Source organism: Chimaeribacter sp. YP20170169 (genome assembly GCF_056739715.1).
Map to the genome: position 1 here is coordinate 1,467,916 of NZ_CP176824.1, position 16,081 is coordinate 1,483,996.

13 protein-coding genes and 1 pseudogene are annotated in these 16,081 nt (G+C 60.9%); 9 read left to right on the forward strand and 5 right to left on the reverse strand.

The window, feature by feature from the left end; translation table 11 throughout:
* Position 1 precedes the first annotated feature (1 nt).
* Together ACK3SD_RS06490 and crtB are read left to right on the forward strand one after the other, a co-directional pair.
* Positions 2-1,483 (forward strand): phytoene desaturase, encoded by a 1,482-nt coding sequence (locus ACK3SD_RS06490; RefSeq protein WP_481127169.1) that lies wholly within the window; start codon positions 2-4, stop codon positions 1,481-1,483.
* Positions 1,480-2,406, forward strand: a complete 927-nt coding sequence (crtB, locus tag ACK3SD_RS06495; protein ID WP_481127170.1) for a 15-cis-phytoene synthase CrtB — start codon at positions 1,480-1,482, stop codon at positions 2,404-2,406. Before ACK3SD_RS06490 ends, crtB begins: the two co-directional genes overlap by 4 nt.
* On the opposite strand, the gene ACK3SD_RS06500 is transcribed toward crtB, so the two are convergent.
* The 3 genes from ACK3SD_RS06500 to ACK3SD_RS06510 form a co-directional block, all read right to left on the reverse strand.
* On the reverse strand, positions 2,342-2,878 hold the full coding sequence (locus ACK3SD_RS06500) for a sterol desaturase family protein (protein ID WP_481127171.1): 537 nt from the start codon (positions 2,876-2,878) through the stop codon (positions 2,342-2,344). The two genes, crtB and ACK3SD_RS06500, sit on opposite strands and share 65 nt — an antisense overlap.
* Positions 2,879-3,086: 208 nt before the next feature.
* A complete protein-coding gene (locus ACK3SD_RS06505) occupies positions 3,087-3,623 on the reverse strand; it encodes a carboxymuconolactone decarboxylase family protein (protein WP_481127172.1) in 537 nt (178 codons plus the stop codon).
* A gap of 158 nt (positions 3,624-3,781) precedes the next feature.
* Positions 3,782-5,095 (reverse strand): CitMHS family transporter, encoded by a 1,314-nt coding sequence (locus ACK3SD_RS06510; RefSeq protein ID WP_481127173.1) that lies wholly within the window; start codon positions 5,093-5,095, stop codon positions 3,782-3,784.
* 303 nt (positions 5,096-5,398) lie between these two features.
* On the opposite strand from ACK3SD_RS06510, the pseudogene ACK3SD_RS06515 reads away from it, so the two are divergent.
* A pseudogene (locus tag ACK3SD_RS06515) lies at positions 5,399-5,796 on the forward strand (alpha/beta hydrolase); the annotation flags it as partial.
* A gap of 26 nt (positions 5,797-5,822) precedes the next feature.
* Here the strand turns inward: ACK3SD_RS06515 and ACK3SD_RS06520 are convergent.
* Positions 5,823-6,527: a CerR family C-terminal domain-containing protein gene (locus ACK3SD_RS06520; RefSeq protein WP_481127174.1), complete on the reverse strand. Its 705-nt coding sequence runs from the start codon at positions 6,525-6,527 to the stop codon at positions 5,823-5,825.
* A gap of 201 nt (positions 6,528-6,728) precedes the next feature.
* On the opposite strand from ACK3SD_RS06520, the gene umuC reads away from it, so the two are divergent.
* The 3 genes from umuC (at position 6,729) to ACK3SD_RS06535 (ending at position 9,828) form a co-directional block, all read left to right on the forward strand.
* Positions 6,729-7,997 (forward strand): translesion error-prone DNA polymerase V subunit UmuC, encoded by a 1,269-nt coding sequence (gene umuC, locus ACK3SD_RS06525; protein ID WP_481127175.1) that lies wholly within the window; start codon positions 6,729-6,731, stop codon positions 7,995-7,997.
* A 476-nt stretch (positions 7,998-8,473) separates the two neighbouring features.
* Positions 8,474-8,761 carry a DUF3892 domain-containing protein gene (locus ACK3SD_RS06530; RefSeq protein WP_481127176.1) on the forward strand — a complete coding sequence of 96 codons (288 nt, stop codon included), beginning with the start codon at positions 8,474-8,476 and terminating at the stop codon, positions 8,759-8,761.
* A 395-nt stretch (positions 8,762-9,156) separates the two neighbouring features.
* The gene (locus ACK3SD_RS06535; RefSeq protein WP_481127508.1) at positions 9,157-9,828 is read left to right on the forward strand and encodes an FRG domain-containing protein; all 672 of its coding nucleotides are present in this window, start codon (positions 9,157-9,159) and stop codon (positions 9,826-9,828) included.
* 193 nt (positions 9,829-10,021) lie between these two features.
* Here ACK3SD_RS06535 and ACK3SD_RS06540 read toward each other — a convergent pair whose 3' ends face one another.
* Entirely contained in the window at positions 10,022-10,600 is a 579-nt protein-coding gene (locus ACK3SD_RS06540) for a hypothetical protein (protein WP_481127177.1), read from the reverse strand.
* 532 nt (positions 10,601-11,132) lie between these two features.
* On the opposite strand from ACK3SD_RS06540, the gene ACK3SD_RS06545 reads away from it, so the two are divergent.
* The 3 genes from ACK3SD_RS06545 (at position 11,133) to ACK3SD_RS06555 (ending at position 15,716) form a co-directional block, all read left to right on the forward strand.
* On the forward strand, positions 11,133-12,431 hold the full coding sequence (locus ACK3SD_RS06545; protein ID WP_481127178.1) for an ammonium transporter: 1,299 nt from the start codon (positions 11,133-11,135) through the stop codon (positions 12,429-12,431).
* Positions 12,432-12,534: 103 nt separating this feature from the next.
* Positions 12,535-13,365, forward strand: a complete 831-nt coding sequence (yghU, locus tag ACK3SD_RS06550) for a glutathione-dependent disulfide-bond oxidoreductase (RefSeq protein WP_481127179.1) — start codon at positions 12,535-12,537, stop codon at positions 13,363-13,365.
* A 146-nt stretch (positions 13,366-13,511) separates the two neighbouring features.
* A complete protein-coding gene (locus ACK3SD_RS06555; RefSeq protein ID WP_481127180.1) occupies positions 13,512-15,716 on the forward strand; it encodes a TonB-dependent receptor in 2,205 nt (734 codons plus the stop codon).
* Positions 15,717-16,081: the final 365 nt, after the last annotated feature.

Genomic DNA, 16,081 nt, shown 5'->3' on the forward strand with positions numbered 1-16,081 from the left:
AATGAAAAAAAATATTGTCATTGGCGCCGGCTTTGGCGGCCTGGCCCTCGCCATCCGCCTGCAGGCGGCGGGCCGGCCCACCCTGCTGCTGGAGCAGCGCGACAAACCGGGCGGCCGCGCCTACGTTTATCAGGATCAGGGCTTCACCTTTGACGCTGGCCCGACGGTGATCACCGACCCGACCGCGATCGAGGAGCTGTTCACCCTCGCTGGCAAGCGGATGGCCGACTATGTGGATCTGCTGCCGGTCACCCCCTTCTACCGCCTCTGCTGGGAGGATGGGCAGGTGCTGGACTACGACAACGATCAGGCGCGGCTGGAGCAGGCGATCCGCCGCTTCAACCCGCGTGACGTGGAGGGCTACCGCCGCTTCCTCGACTACTCGCGCGCGGTGTTCAAGGAGGGCTACCTGAAACTCGGCACCGTGCCCTTCCTCTCCTTCCGCGACATGCTGCGCGCCGGACCACAACTGGCGCGGCTACAGGCGTGGCGCAGCGTCTACAGCATGGTCTCCGGCTTTATTGAGAATGAGCACCTGCGGCAGGCGTTCTCCTTCCACTCGCTGCTAGTGGGCGGCAACCCGTTCGCCACCTCCTCCATCTACACGCTGATCCATGCGCTGGAGCGTGAGTGGGGCGTCTGGTTCGCCCGGGGCGGCACCGGCGCGCTGGTGCAGGGGCTGGTGCGGCTGTTTGAGGATCTGGGCGGCGAGCTGTTGCTCAACGCGCAGGTCAGCCAACTGGAGACGCAGGGCGCGCGCATCAGCGGCGTGGCGCTGACCGATGGCCGCCGCTTTGAGGCGGCGGCGGTGGCCTCCAACGCTGATGTGGTGAACACCTATGACCGCCTGCTCAGCCGCCACCCACACGGCGCGGCGCAGGGCCGGACGCTGAAGCGCAAACGCCTGAGCAACTCGCTGTTCGTGCTCTACTTTGGCCTGAACCACCACCATAGCCAGCTGGCGCACCACACCGTCTGCTTCGGCCCGCGCTACCGCGAGCTGATTGATGACATCTTCAACCGCAACGGGCTAGCGGAGGACTTCTCGCTCTACCTGCACGCCCCCTGTGTTACCGACCCGTCGCTGGCCCCGCCCGGCTGCGGCAGCCACTATGTGCTGGCCCCGGTGCCACATTTGGGCACCGCCGACCTCGACTGGGCGGTGGAGGGGCCGCGCCTGCGCGACCGCATCTTCGACTATCTGGAGGAGCACTATATGCCCGGCCTGCGCAGCCAACTGGTGACGCACCGCATCTTCACGCCGGTCGATTTCCGCGACCAGCTTGGCGCGCACCACGGCTCGGCCTTCTCCATTGAGCCGATTCTGACCCAGAGCGCGTGGTTCCGGCCACATAACCGCGACAGCCGCTTCAAGAATCTCTATTTGGTCGGCGCGGGCACCCACCCCGGCGCCGGGGTGCCGGGGGTGATTGGCTCTGCCAAGGCTACCGCCGGGCTAATGATGGAGGAGGTTACCCCATGAACCAGCCACTGCTTGACCACGCCACCCAGACGATGGCCGCTGGCTCCAAGAGCTTTGATACCGCCGCCAAGCTGTTTGACGCCGAGACGCGGCGCAGCGCGCTGATGCTCTATACCTGGTGCCGCCACTGCGACGACGTGATTGACGGCCAAACGCTGGGCTTTGCCGGCGCGGGCATCACCGACAGCGCCGACGAGCGGCTGGCGGCGCTGCGCGACCTGACAGAGCAGGCCTACCGCGGCGTGCCGATGAAAGACCCGGCCTTCGCCGCGTTTCAGGAGGTGGCGCTGGCGCACGCCATCCCGCGCCAGCAGGCGTTCGACCACCTGGAGGGCTTCGCGATGGACGTGCGCGACACCCACTACCGCAACTTTGGCGACACGCTGCGCTACTGCTACCACGTCGCGGGCGTGGTGGGGCTGATGATGGCGCGGGTGATGGGGGTAAATGACGAGAAGGTGCTGGATCGCGCCTGCGATCTGGGGCTGGCGTTCCAGCTCACCAACATCGCGCGCGACATTGTGGAGGATGCGGAGATTGGCCGCTGCTACCTGCCCGAGGACTGGCTGGCGGCGGCCGGGCTGGCCGGGCGCAACCTGGCCGATCCGGCGCACCGCGAGGCGCTGGCGCGGCTGGCGACGCGGCTGGTGGAGGAGGCGGAACCCTACTACGCCTCCGCCCGCGCCGGGCTGGCCGGGCTGCCGCTGCGCTCGGCCTGGGCGATCGCCACCGCGCGCGGCGTCTACCGGGAGATTGGCGTCAAGGTGCGCCGCGCCGGGCCACACGCCTGGGATCGTCGGCAGGGGACCAGCAAGCCGGAAAAACTGCTGCTGCTGGTGGCCGGTGCCGGACAGGCGCTCACTTCTCGGGTGGCGCGCTCTGCTGCGCCGCGTCCCGCCGGACTCTGGCAGCGCCCGCGTTAGCCGGGCGGCCATGCTGGCGGCGCAACTCGGCCTGTAGCTTCTCCACCGGCGGCGCGTAGAGGAAGCCAAACGACACGCCGCCCTCCTTGCCGCGCACCACGTGGTGCAGGCGGTGCGCCAGATAGAGGCGCTTGAGGTAGCCACGGCGCGGCACATAGCGGAATGGCCAGCGCCGGTGCACCAGCCCGTCATGGACGATGAAGTAGAGCAGGCCGTAGAGCGTCATGCCCGCGCCAATCCACTGCAACGGCCAGACGCCAGCGGTGCCCACCGCGATCAGCACGATCGCCAGCACGGCAAACAGCACCGCGTAGAGATCGTTCAGCTCAAACCAGCTATGGCGCGGCGTATGGTGCGACAGGTGCCACCCCCAGCCCCAGCCGTGCATGATGTATTTGTGCGAAAAGGTCGCCACCCCCTCCATGATCACCACGGTCAGCAGCACTATCAGGGTATTCCAGAGCACAAGCATAATTTCTCCTGGTCGCCCACGCGGGCGTTGGCCATCGCTGGCCGGTTCCTTCACCTGATGCCGCCCATGCCGGGGGCGGCGTCAGGGCCAACTATCAAGGTAGTCGATAATCGGCTACTCCCGCCAGCGCGTGTCTCTTGCTCGTGCATCTTTCTACCGTGCCTGTCGTGTCGGCAGGCGGCCCCGCCCGGCTAGGCGGGGCAGAGGGCTAGTTCACCGGCGGGAAGTCAACCGCCGTGTCATTGACGCGGTTGACCATATTGGTGAACAGAATGGCGCTGACCGCGCCGAGCGTCTCGATCACCTGCTGGTCGCTGAAACCAGCGGCGCGCAGCGCCTCCACGCGGGCGGCGGGCAGGGTGCCGCGTGTGGAGACCACGTACTGCACAAACTGCACCAGCGCGTCGAGGCGGGCATCCTCGTCATAGCGTGCCTCGCGCAGCTTCAGGGTCTGCGCCTCGCTAAAGCCGGCCTTTTTCGCCGCCAGGGTGTGCGCCGCCAGACAGTAGTCACAGCCGCTCTCCTCGCTGACCGCCAGATTGATCGCCTCCAGCTCGCGGGCGCTCAGGCTGCCCTTATGCAGGCTGGCGTTGAGTTGCAGCATCTGCCCGAGCAGCGCTGGCGCATTGCTGCCGATGGTCAGGTAGGCATTGGGCACCTTGCCCATGCTTTTCTGAATCGTGCCAAACAGGTCGGCGGCCTGGCCGGTGGCGTCGCTGGCGGTCAGGGTGTGTAAACGGCTCATGGTGAACTCCTTACTCATGTGGGGGTTAGGTCGGCATCGCCTGATGGCGTGCCCGTTGAAACCAGAATAGGGCAAATCGACGTGGCGGAAATGACGTACATGGGCAGGATTCAGGACAATCGGTTAACGGCACGATGCCCCCGCAGGGGCATCAGGGGTTAGCCGTGGTAGAGCGGGAAGGCACCGAAGATCACCCCGCCCGCCAGCAGGGCGAAGCTGACCAGAATCCCCCACTTGATGGCAAAGCGCTGGTGATCGCCGATGTCCACTTTCGCCAGTCCCACCAGCAGGTAGACCGACGGCACCAGCGGGCTGAGCAGGTGGAACGGCTGGCCGATGATGGAGGCGCGGGCAATCTCCGCCGTCGAGATGCCATAGCCCGCGGCGGTCTGCGCAATCACCGGCAGGATGCCAAAGTAGAAAGCGTCATTGGACATGAAGAAGGTGAAGGGCAGGCTGACGATGGCGGTAAACAGCGCCAGATAGGGGCCGAAGCTGTGCGGGATCACCGCCAGCAGGCTCTTGGCCATCGCATCCACCATGCCGGTGCCGGAGAGGATGCCGGTAAAGATGCCAGCGGCGAAGATCAGCGAGGTCACCGCCAGCACGTTGCCAGCGTGCTCGCTGATGCGCGCCTTCTGCTGATCCAGCGTCGGGTAGTTCAGCATCACCGCGATGGCGAAGGCCAGCATAAACAGGATCTGGATTGGCATCACGCCCAGCACCAGCAGCACCAGCAGCGCGGTGGTCAGGATGAAGTTGGGCCAGAACATCTTTGGTCGGCGGTTGGCTTCACACTCCTGCGCGTCGCCAAAGCCAAGGCTGATGTCATTGAGGTGGTTGCTGTCCATCTCCATCACCCCCAGCCGGCGGCGCTCCCGCACGCCGAACAGCACCGCCATCGCCACCAGCGTGGCACAGGCGAACAGCATCGCCGGGATCATCGGGATAAAGATATCCAGCGCGTCAATGTTTAGCGCGGCGGCGGCGCGGGCGGTCGGCCCGCCCCAGGGCGAGAGGTTCATGATGCCGCTCGCCAAATTGACCAGGCAGGTCATCGCCAGGATGTTCATCCCCAGCTTGCGGTAGAGCGGCAGGAAGGCCGCCACGGCGATCATGTAGGTGGTGGAGCTGTCGCCATCCAGCGAAACCAGCAGCGTCAGCACCGCCGTCCCTACCAGTACCTTTAGCGGATCGCCCCGCACCACCTTCAGGATGGCACGCACCAGCGGGTCAAACAGCCCGGCGTCAATCATCAGGCCAAAGTAGAGGATCGAGAAGGTGAGCATCACCCCGGTCGGGGCCAGCGCCTTGATGCCGCTCAGCATCATGTCGCCCAGCCCGTGGTAGTAGCCGCCGATCACCGCAAACAGCGTCGGCACGATGATCAGGGCGATCAGCGCGGACATGCGCTTGGTCATGATCAGGTACATGAAACAGGTCACCATGGAAAAGCCCAGCACGGTCAGCACATTACGCTCCTTATAATCAACGGGAATGAAAAAATGAGTACTGCACATGCCCCGCCACGCGAGGCCTCTCCCTGAAAAGCATGATTATTGTGTTGATCTGACTGGCTAATTTGCCGCCGGCTTTTTTCTATACAACCTAGCAACAATTTTTAACATTCAGTTCATGCCGCAGAAGAATGGTGATCGGCGTCATGATTTATCCCTATCAATAGACGATTTTGTGATAGCGGTATCATTGTGGCAGCGGTGGCAGGGGCGCGCGCAGCGCCTCGATCACCAGTGAAAAGGCGGGCGAGGGCTGGCGGCGGCGAGACCCGCTACACCAGCGGCACCGTGCACCGGCTAGACGCGGACTCCACGCCGATCGTGAGTTCTATGACTTCTACCGCACACTACGCGGCGAGGTGACGCCAGCCGGGCGGTCGCCAGCGCTGACCACCCACCCGGCGCTGACCAGCAACGCCAAGTTCATGAACTTCTACCCCTTCAATGACATCGCGACCATCTCGCCACGCCCGATGCTGTTCATCACCGGCGAGCGGGCGCACTCGCGCGAGTTCAGCGAGGAGGCCTACCGGCCGGCGGCTGAACCCAAGGAGCGGGTGGTGGTGCCGGATGCCGGGCATGTCGATCTCTATGACCGGGTGGATCGGATCCCGTTTGGCAAGCTGACGGCGTTCTTCACGGCCAACCTGCGCTAGGCCGCAGCATGGGCGGGCTTCCTGCATCACACCGGCGCGGCCCAGCTCTGCATCAGGGTGCGGCAGTGCTCGCGCGTCATCTGCTTGAGGGTCGCCAACCGGCGCGCGTCCACCTCGTGCCAGCCGAGCTGGTCAAACACCGAGCGGCGCATGATGTGGAAGGTCGCCACCTGGCCGAACAGCGCCAGCGTGCGCAGTTGTGTCTGTTCGCTCTCCGTTGGCATGGCGCTGATGCGGGCGATCAGCACCGCGCCGGCGTGGTGGAGCTTCTCGCCCAGCTGGTCGCGCATCAGCCGGAACGCCCCCTCCGGGCCTTGCCCAAGCTGGATGCGCGCATTGAACAGGTGCTGCGGCAGGGCGTAGGGTGTGCCGAAGATGCGGTCCAGCACTGCCTCCATCAACTGGCAGAACAGATCGATGCACGCCTCGGGCGTGGCACCCGCCACCTGCTGGTGGATGCGCGCCAGCAGCGGCTCGAAGGCTGGCAGGTTGCCGCTCACCAGCGACGCCGCGCACGCCAGGTACAGCCCCTCCTTATTCTCAAAGTAGTATTGCAGCGCTGGCGGGTTGACCCCGGCGCGCACCGCGATCTGCCGGGTCGTGGCGGCATCAAAACCCTGCTCACCGAACACCTCCAGCGCGGCCGCGATGATGCGTTGCCGCGTCTCGTCGCCGCGCGCGTACCCCCCATCGGGAGAGTGGCGCAGCGGTTTCACTTTCTTGCCTGTCACACGGGATCTCCTGAACCTGAATAGAGGGAGTATAGGGGAGTTTGCCGCCAGCAGACACGCCAGTGGCCGCTCGGCACCCGACAGGCCGCTGCTTTTTCCGGCACTCCGCCCGGCGGGCCTTGATCTGGCGGGCGGAGTGCGTCTACTGTATATCAATACAGTGTCTTTGGTGCGGCACTCTCTGCCGTGGACGATACCTTTATGTTTGCCCTTGTGGATGTAAACGCCTTTTACGCCAGCTGCGAGACCGCCTTCCGGCCCGACCTGCGCGGCCGCCCGGTGGTGGTGCTGAGCAACAATGATGGCTGCGTGATTGCCCGCAGCCGCGAGGCCAAGGCGCTTGGCATCGCGATGGGCGCGCCCTATTTTGCGCTGCGCGACCTGCTGCGCCAGCGGCAGGTGGCGGTGTTCAGTTCCAACTATGAGCTGTATGCCGACATGAGCGAGCGGGTGATGAGCCTGCTGGAGGCGATGGCCCCGGCGCTGGAGATCTACTCGATTGATGAGGCGTTCCTTGACCTGACCGGCGTTAGCCACTGCCGCGATCTGGTGGAGTTTGGCCGCGAGGTGCAGGCCACCGTCAGCCGGTGCACCGGCTTGACGGTGGGGGTCGGCATTGCGCCGACCCGCACGCTGGCGAAGCTGGCGAACCATGCCGCCAAGACCTGGCGCCAGACCGGCGGCGTGGTCGATCTCTCCGCGCCGCTGCGCCAGCGCAAGCTGATGGCGCTGGTGCCGGTGGAGGAGGTGTGGGGCATCGGCCGCCGGCTGGGCAAGCGGCTGGCGCTGATGGGCATCACCCGCGCGCTGGATCTGGCCGACAGCCCGCCAGCGCTGATGCGCAAGCACTTTGGCGTGGTGATGGAGCGCACGGTGCGTGAGCTGCGCGGCGAGCCGTGCCTGCTGTGGCAGGAGGCACCCGCCGCCAAGCAGCAGATTGTCTGCTCGCGATCCTTTGGTGAGCGGGTCACTGACCCGCAGGCGATGCGCGAGGCGATTTGCAGCTACGCGGCACGCGCCGCCGAGCGCCTGCGCGCGGAGCGCCAGTACTGCCGCCACGTCGCCACCTTTATCAAGACCAGCCCGCACGATCCGCAGCACCCCTGCTACAGCAACCAAGCTGGCCTCACCCTCCAGACCCCGACGCAGGACAGCCGTGACATCATCGCCGCCGCGCTGCGCTGTTTGCAGGCGATCTGGCGGCCCGGCCTGCGCTACCTAAAGGGCGGCGTGATGCTGGGGGACTTCTTCAGCCAAGGCGTGGCGCAACTCAACCTGTTTGACGAGTTCGCCCCCCGGCACAACAGCGCGCAGCTGATGGCGGTGATGGACGCCATCAACCACGGCGGCCGCGGCAAAGTGTGGTTCGCCGGGCAGGGCACCCAGCAGCCGTGGGCAATGAAGCGCGAGATGCTCTCACCGGCCTACACCACCCGCTGGGCAGAGCTGATGCCCGCTTACTGCCGCTGAGCTGTGGTTCGGCATCCGGCTGTGACGGAGGAAGCATGTTCAGCCTCGTCGGCACCCTGTCCGCATAGAAGGGCTACTGGTTGCGATTTTGGCAGTGCATGCGGGCTGATGGGGGAAGCGTCCTTAGGGAGGTCCTGCTCACACCTGATGAAAAGGCCATTGTGGAACAGGATGCGGAGAGAATAGAAAGGACTCTAAAAGATTGACCTTCAGACCTGGAGGGGGAATGGGCCGTTTTGTGCCAGAAGCGGACGTTGCTTACATCGCGATATATTAATTTATGATGAGTTGGTCACATGTTTGGGAAACATGAGTCAAATATGAACGTATGAGGTTGACTAAAAACAAAAAAGAGACTAAAAAAAGATCAGTTTACTCTATTGCAATACAGTGCTCTCACATGCATTTACTAGAACTTTGAATTTTAATTAATCAGTTTATATTTTTTGCCTTCATACAGCGATAAGGAGATTCATATGACTGATGTACGTATCACATGCATCACACTCTCTGATACCAATGCTATTCACGAGCATATTACTCATGTAGGCAGCCCCCAATTCAACCCTCAAGGGAGTAAATGGACGGTTGCGCAAGTTATTGCGGCTATTGAAAAAAACGAGCATACGTTTCATGTAACTGATGCATCCGGCAACACAGCCTATGTTGGCGTTGTAGATCCCAAAGATGGGCGAAAGAAATTTATTCGAACTTACGCCGATGGCAAATGGAACAACAATCTTCTTTCATTACCACAATGTTAAATCCATAGGGGCGAAAGCCCCTTCAATAACTCAAAAACATAAACATGCTGAATGAAGAAGACGTCCTAAAAAACATCTTGAAATGAACCTTGAGACAGCGCAAGTCTTCCTGAGCTTTTTCTCACCGTATTTAAATAAAGAATTTGACTTCAGGGACTTTATTTCAGAGGGCACGGGAATGCAAATCACAAACTAACCCCATTAGTTCTAAGAATAGATGCCTCAATAATTAAAAGAATTAAAGCCATGAGTACTTTAATATCTATAACTGAAACGGATTTTTTTACGAATCAAAGCAAATTCAAGCCGAAACAAATATCCTTAGGAAGTTTTATAAGATAGCCAATAGAAATGGGCTATTTACACCACCTACAGAATATTGGTTTAAAGATAACATTCATTTAGTTACAAATCAATTTTCGGTAGCTGATCGTCATGATGATGAAGAATTGCTACCAAAAGAATTATTAGAACTTGCAGCTTTAGCTCAACATTATGGTATCCCTACCAGACTTATGGATTGGACACATGATGCATTGATAGCTTGTTTCTTTGCTTGTACCTCAGAAGTTGAAAGCAAAAAGGATTTATGCGTTTGGGCTATGAATGCTAACTGGATAAGTTTGTTGAAAAAATCTGGAAAATTAAACAAAATAAACTTCTTCACACCAAACTATAAAAACAATGATAACGTGGCAGCGCAAAAGGGACTTTTCACATACTGCTCGTCCACTCTTAAAAGAAATATTTTCCCAAGAGAAGTTTTATTATTTTCACATGAACGGAGGGGTATTATATTAGGTCAAGAGGACAAAGTTGACACAAGAGCATTGAATGAAGTTGTGTTTGATGAACTAACAAAAAGCTCAAATACGAATCTTGGAGATGAACCGCTTTTTATAAAAATCACGTTACCAAACTCCCAGCGAATGGAGCTATATCGGATGTTAATTTTGATGGGGTATGACTACCCTCGTATATATCCTGGGTATCATGGTATTGCCAATCATTTAGACTTCCTCAAAAACATTGAGGATGAAAAATTACGCCAAAAATTTCTTTTGTAAGAAATGATGCATCGTTATCATTTGCGATGCATCAAAATTATAGCTCATTTACCCTTCTGATTTTCCGCTATACCTTTCGGCTATTCCTAGTATGAATAGCCACGATTTCAATAGACATTTTTCAGGTTGGCAGATAATGGCCAGCGTCCGCTCTTCGCTCATAGCAAACTCTGCCTTGCGCCTGTCCCTGTTATCAAATACTGGACTGAACAGCCATAAGCGTCCTTTTTCGGATCCATCCACTGCCTGCCCGTATTGCCAGCCAGTAGGCGGTCATTTTCAGCTGGGTAGCCCGATCCGGACAGTAAACGAACGTTTCTGTTCGCAACTCGTGTTGCCCTTCGCTGATTTCCGTTACCCGATAGCGCAGTAAGAGTTTTGCGCTGCCCGGCGCGATTGGCGACAGATAAGCGTCACTATCCGGCACGTTTTCCAGACCAAAATCTGCACGCCAGAATTGGCCGCGCAAACCGTAGCAGAGCTCGGATGAGCTCTTTTCTAGAAGCGTAAAACTGTTTAGGCCAAAGCTGTTAACGGCTTGGGATGGTTTATTACGTCGAAATTTTTGCGGAATTTGTCGCACAGACATCAATAGCCGGATGACGGCGTCCTGCTGAATATCGAATTCTGCTATTAACGGCAAAATTTTTTCAGGCGCGTGTGTCTTAATGACGGTCTGATGTTTTTCATAGAACTGAAACTGTGGCAAAAAAATGGGGATATTCTGCCATTGGGCAAGTGCCCTGCTGGTAACGAATCCGGGGTTCAGCATGTTACCTCCTTGTTATCCTTCAAGCCTAGCCAGAACAGATGCCTTATAGCAAACAAGATCCTGTGATTTCTGGAGGCGTGTACGCCAATCATGCCTGATTCCGGTTATAGAGGAAAAAGCCCTGCATGTATCCTGCATATCGTTGGAGCATACTGTCCGCTCATCGCTTACTGCTGCGATGTAAAGCGTCAAAAATCTCTGTAGCCCTTCCATTCCATATAACTGTCGACATAAGCGAGCGGGTGATGGGTCTGCGGGAGGCGCTGGCGATCCTCTTAATGGATGGGGCGTTCCTCGGCCTGACCGGCGTCAGCCACTGCCGCAAAATGGGGCACCGCCTCGGCCCGATTTTTTGGCCGGTGAAGTGCGCGCGGCAAGCGGGCATGAAAGTGTGGCGGGGCAGGACGATTTACCCCATAAACCCTTGGCTGGCGGCTGGCGCGCTTCACCGGTGAAGCGCGCGCGGCTGGCACGCGTTGTGCTTGGCTCACAGGCCTGCCGCCCGGCAGGGAACCTGACGATGGGGTACGCCATGCCAATGACTCACCGCCTGCTCACCACCCTTGCGCTGGTGCTCTGCGCCAGCCCGGCCTTTGCCGCTGATACCCTGAACGGCGCGGATACCGCCTTTGTCTTCCTCACCTCGGTGTTGGTGCTGCTGATGAGCCTGCCCGGCCTGGCGCTGTTCTACGGCGGGCTGGCGCAGAGCAAAAATGTGCTGTCGGTGCTGATGCAGGTGTTCAGCGTCGCCGCGCTGGTCTCGCTGCTGTTTGTGCTCTACGGCTACAGCTTCGCCTTTGCCGACGGCGGCGCGTGGCAGCCCTATCTCGGCGGGCCGGACAAGCTGCTGCTGAAAAATATCAGCGTGGAGTCGTTGGTCGGCAGCGTGCCGGAGTACGCCTACATCTTCTTTATGATGACCTTCGCCGCCATCACCCCGGCGCTGATCGCCGGCTCCTTTGCCGAGCGCATCAAGTTCCCGGCGGTGCTGCTGTTCATGGCGATCTGGGCGACGATTAACTACATCCCGCTGGCGCACATGGCGTGGGGCGGCGGCTGGATGGCGGCGCTGTCGGTACAGGACTTCGCCGGCGGCAACGTGGTGCACGTCAACGCGGGTGTCGCCTCGCTGGTGGCGGCGGTGATGATTGGTCGCCGCCGCCTTTTCGGCTCGGTGGCGCTGACGCCGCACAACATGACCATGACCATGACTGGCGGTGCGCTGCTGCTGATTGGCTGGCTGGGGTTCTGCGGCGGCTGCGCGCTGGCGGTCGGCGGCTTCTCGATGCTGGTGGTGCTCAACACGCTGATGGGCGCGTTCGGCGGCGCGCTGGCCTGGATGGGGCTAGAGTGGCGGCTGCTGAAAAAGCCGAGCCTGCTGGGGGTCGTGAGCGGCGCGGTGGCCGGGCTGGTCGGCATCACCCCGGCCTGCGGCTACGTCGGGCCGGTCGGGGCGATCTGCGTTGGGCTGCTCACCGCGCCCTGCTGCCTGCTGGCGGTCACGCTGGTCAAGCAGCGGCTGAAGCTCGATGATGCCTTTGATGTCTTCGCCCTGCATGGCGTGGGCGGCATGGTCGGCGGGCTGCTGACGCCGCTGTTCGCGCTGCCAGCGCTCGGCGGGCTGGGCTTCGTTGCCGGGCGCGGCCTGTGGCAGCAACTGGCGGTCAACGGCGGCGCGCTGCTGTTCAGCATCGCTTTCTCCGCCGTCACCAGTTGGCTGGCGCTGGCGCTGGTCGCGCGGTTCTACCGCGGCCTGCGGGTGGATGATGAGGCGGAGTACGACGGGCTGGATCTCACCAGCCACGGTGAGGTGGGTTACCGGCAGGGGTAGGGCGCACATATTTCTTCTCCATCCGGCGCGCCGCACACTAACCTAAACGGAGCGCCGGAAAACCGGCACAGTGAGTAAGTCCGTTACCCATTAAGGAGAGATCATGAGCGACACCTACCAGCCGCCGAAAGTATGGCGCGACGAAGGCAGCGATGCCGGCGTCTGGAAAAACCTCAACCGCCCGGTGGCCGGGGCGACCCACGAGAAGGCACTGCCGCGCGGCACGCACCCGCTGCAACTCTACTCCCTCGGCACGCCGAACGGTAAAAAGGTCACCATCCTGCTGGAGGAGCTGCTGGCCGCCGGCGAGCGGGGGGCGGAGTATGACGCCCACATCATCCGCATCGGCGATGGCGACCAGTTTGGTTCCGGCTTCGTCGGCGTCAACCCCAACTCCAAGATCCCGGCGCTGCTCGACACCTCGGCCCAGCCAGAGGTGCGGGTGTTTGAGTCCGGCGCCATCCTGCTCTATCTGGCGGAGAAGTTTGGTCGCTTCCTGCCGAAAGATCTGGCGGGCCGCACCGAGGCGCTCAACTGGCTGTTCTGGCTGCAAGGCTCCGCTCCCTACGTCGGCGGCGGCTTCGGCCACTTCTACCACTATGCGCCGGTGAAGCTGGAGTACCCGATCAACCGCTTCACCATGGAGACCAAGCGGCTGCTCGACGTGCTGAACCAGCGTCTGGCGCAGAACCGCTACCTGGCGGGCGAGGAGTACAGCATCGCGGACATCGCCACCTGGACCTGGTACGGCGGGCTGGTGCTGGGCGAGCTGTATGAGGCGAAGACCTTTATCGACGCCGACAGCTATACCCACGTGGTGCGCTGGGCGCAGGAGATTGTCGAACGTCCGGCGGTGCGGCGCGGGCGGGTCGTCAATACCCAGACGCTGGCCGAGCGCCATGACGCCGCGGACATTGACGCGGTAGTGAAGTAACGCCCGGCTGGAACGGGTTCCATGCGCGCCGGGGTGAAAAATCGCCGGCGCGCGAGGCAGTGAGTCTTGCAAAGCGGCACCACCATCGCAATAATGCGCGTGATAATGATAAGAATTATCATTTCTTTTTATCAGGGATTATGCGCATGCACACATTATTCAAAAAAACTCCCCTCGCGGGCGGGGTAGCGGTTGCGCTGCTCGCCTTCAGCGGTGCGGCAAGTGCCGCAGAGAGCACCCCCACCAGCCAGCAGGGTGACACCGTGGTGGTCAATGCCACTCCCCCAGACAGCCAATTCAATGCCGGCAGCAACGATCTGGTGCCGGCCTACCTGGACGGCCAGATCGCCAACGGCGGCCGCCTCGGCGTGCTCGGTGAGCAGAAGGCCGAGGATGTGCCTTTCAGCATCATCGGCTACACCTCCAAACTGATTCAGGATCAGCAGGCACGCACCCTGACGGACGTGCTGGACAACGACGCCTCCGTTGAGAGCAGCTACGGCTACGGCAACTTCTCCGAGAACTACGTGATCCGTGGCTTCTCGCTGGCGGCGGATGACATCTCCTTCGGCGGCCTGTATGGCCTGATGCCGCGCCAGATCGCGCCGACCTTCTTCGCCGAGCGCGTGGAGCTGCTCAAAGGCTCCAGCGCCTTCCTGAATGGCGTGCCGCCCGGCGGCACCGGCGTCGGTGGCAACGTCAACATTGAGCCGAAACGGGCGGACGACACGCCGCTGAACCGCGTCTCCCTCGACTACACCTCCTCTTCGCAGGTGGGGGGATCGCTGGACGTGGGCCGCCGCTTTGGTGAGGACAACCGCTTCGGCGCGCGCGTCAACCTGATCCACCGCGAGGGCGAAACGGCGATTGATGGCGAGAAGCGCCGCCTGACCGGCGGCAGCCTCGGCCTGGACTACCGCGGCGACCGTCTGCGCGGCTCGCTGGACGTCGGCGCGATGCGCCAGACGGTGCACGGCGGCCGCCCGGTGGTCTACCTCGGTAGCGCCACCTCGGTGCCAGAGGTGCCGAAGGCCACCGGCAACTACGGGCAGCAGTGGGCCTACACCGATTTGGAGAGCGAGTTCGGTATGCTCAAGGGCGAGTATGATCTGGCGGAGCACTGGACGGCCTACGGCGCATTCGGCATGAGCCACAACCACGAGTATGGCAAGTATGGCTCGCCGACGCTGGTGGGTGACGACGGCGACGCCACCATGAGCCGCATGACGGTGCCTTACTTCTCCGACACCGTGGCGGGTAACACCGGCCTGCGCGGCAGCTTCGACACCGGCTTCGTCAACCACAGCATCAACCTTGGCTACTCGCAGACCTACACCAAAACCCGCTCCGCCTACACCCTGACCTCTGCCTCGGTGACCACCAACATCTACTCACCGGTGGCAACCAGCGAGCCGTTGACCAACCTTTACTCCGGTGGCGACATGGGCGACCCGCACGTGCGCAGCCGCATCCGCAACGAGGGCTACAACCTCTCGGATACCCTGTCAGTGCTGGATGGCCGCGTGCAGCTGATTGGTGGCCTGCGCCGCCAGAGCATCGCGGTGCGCAACTACAACTATAACGGCGTGGAGTCCAACACCTTTGACGAAACCAAGGTCACGCCCGCTTTTGGTCTGGTGGTGAAGCCGTGGCAGCACATCTCCCTCTACGCCAACCACATTGAGGCGTTGCAGGCGGGCGACGCCGCTGGCACCACTTACAACGGCAAGACCGTGACCAATGGCGGCCAGACCGCGGGCGTCGCCATCTCCAAGCAGAATGAGATTGGCGTGAAGGCGGACTTCGGCCGCGTGGCGGCATCACTGGCGCTGTTCGAGATCAAGAAGCCAGAGAGCATGTACACCGCCTCGGGCGACAGCTACACCTTCGGCAACTATGGCGAGGTGCGCACCCGTGGCATGGAAGTGAGCCTGTATGGTGAACCGGTCTATGGCGTGCGCCTGAACGGCAGCCTGTCGCTGCTCGACCCGACCCTGACCCAGACGCAGGATGGCACCTATGACGGCAAAAAGGCCGTGGGCGTGCCGCGCTACCACTGGGTGGTGTCGGGTGAGTATGACATCCCTGGCGTGACCGGCCTGACCGCCACCGGCAAGGTGATCCGCACGGGTTCGCAGTATGCCGACGAAGCCAACAATCTGGAGCTGCCGGCCTGGACGCGCCTGGATCTGGGCGTGCGCTACGACATGAACCTGCCGGTCAACAACATCGTCTGGCGCGCTGGCGTGGAGAACGTCACCAACGAGCGCTACTGGTCTTCCGCCAACGGCGGCTACCTGACGCAGGGCGACCCGCGTGAGGTGAAGGTCTCCATGACCGTCGATTTCTAATCGGCAGGCAGAGAAAACAGGCGCCCTACGGGGCGCTTTTTATTGCCCGCGCGGCAGGAGCGAGAGACGGGGAGCGGGGCAATCAGAGCTATCTGGTTTATGCTGACTTAAGTTAAATAAATGTTTTCCAAATGGGGATCGGTTTGTTGACACGATAAAAGTAACCATAAGATAATCTTATTTTACTTTTTGACGCGTCTTTGAGCCGGGCGGGATAAAGGTTTATTAACGTGTCTGACGCAATGCTTGAAAAGGGTATTGATGCGTGGTTCTCGGTTACGCCGTAAAGAGCCAGAAAAAGGCGAAGGGGCCATACGCCGCCGCTGATTTTATGCACTCCCTCTATCTGTTAGCACAGAGACAGT

Bases quoted from the DNA above. Each gene is read 5' to 3' on its own strand.
- ACK3SD_RS06490 (WP_481127169.1), top strand. From the start codon at position 2: ATGAAAAAAAATATTGTCATTGGCGCCGGCTTTGGCGGCCTGGCCCTC.
- crtB (WP_481127170.1), top strand. From the start codon at position 1,480: ATGAACCAGCCACTGCTTGACCACGCCACCCAGACGATGGCCGCTGGC.
- ACK3SD_RS06500 (WP_481127171.1), bottom strand. From the start codon at position 2,878: ATGCTTGTGCTCTGGAATACCCTGATAGTGCTGCTGACCGTGGTGATC.
- ACK3SD_RS06505 (WP_481127172.1), bottom strand. From the start codon at position 3,623: ATGAGCCGTTTACACACCCTGACCGCCAGCGACGCCACCGGCCAGGCC.
- umuC (WP_481127175.1), top strand. From the start codon at position 6,729: ATGTTTGCCCTTGTGGATGTAAACGCCTTTTACGCCAGCTGCGAGACC.
- ACK3SD_RS06530 (WP_481127176.1), top strand. From the start codon at position 8,474: ATGACTGATGTACGTATCACATGCATCACACTCTCTGATACCAATGCT.
- ACK3SD_RS06540 (WP_481127177.1), bottom strand. From the start codon at position 10,600: ATGCTGAACCCCGGATTCGTTACCAGCAGGGCACTTGCCCAATGGCAG.
- ACK3SD_RS06545 (WP_481127178.1), top strand. From the start codon at position 11,133: ATGCCAATGACTCACCGCCTGCTCACCACCCTTGCGCTGGTGCTCTGC.
- yghU (WP_481127179.1), top strand. From the start codon at position 12,535: ATGAGCGACACCTACCAGCCGCCGAAAGTATGGCGCGACGAAGGCAGC.
- ACK3SD_RS06555 (WP_481127180.1), top strand. From the start codon at position 13,512: ATGCACACATTATTCAAAAAAACTCCCCTCGCGGGCGGGGTAGCGGTT.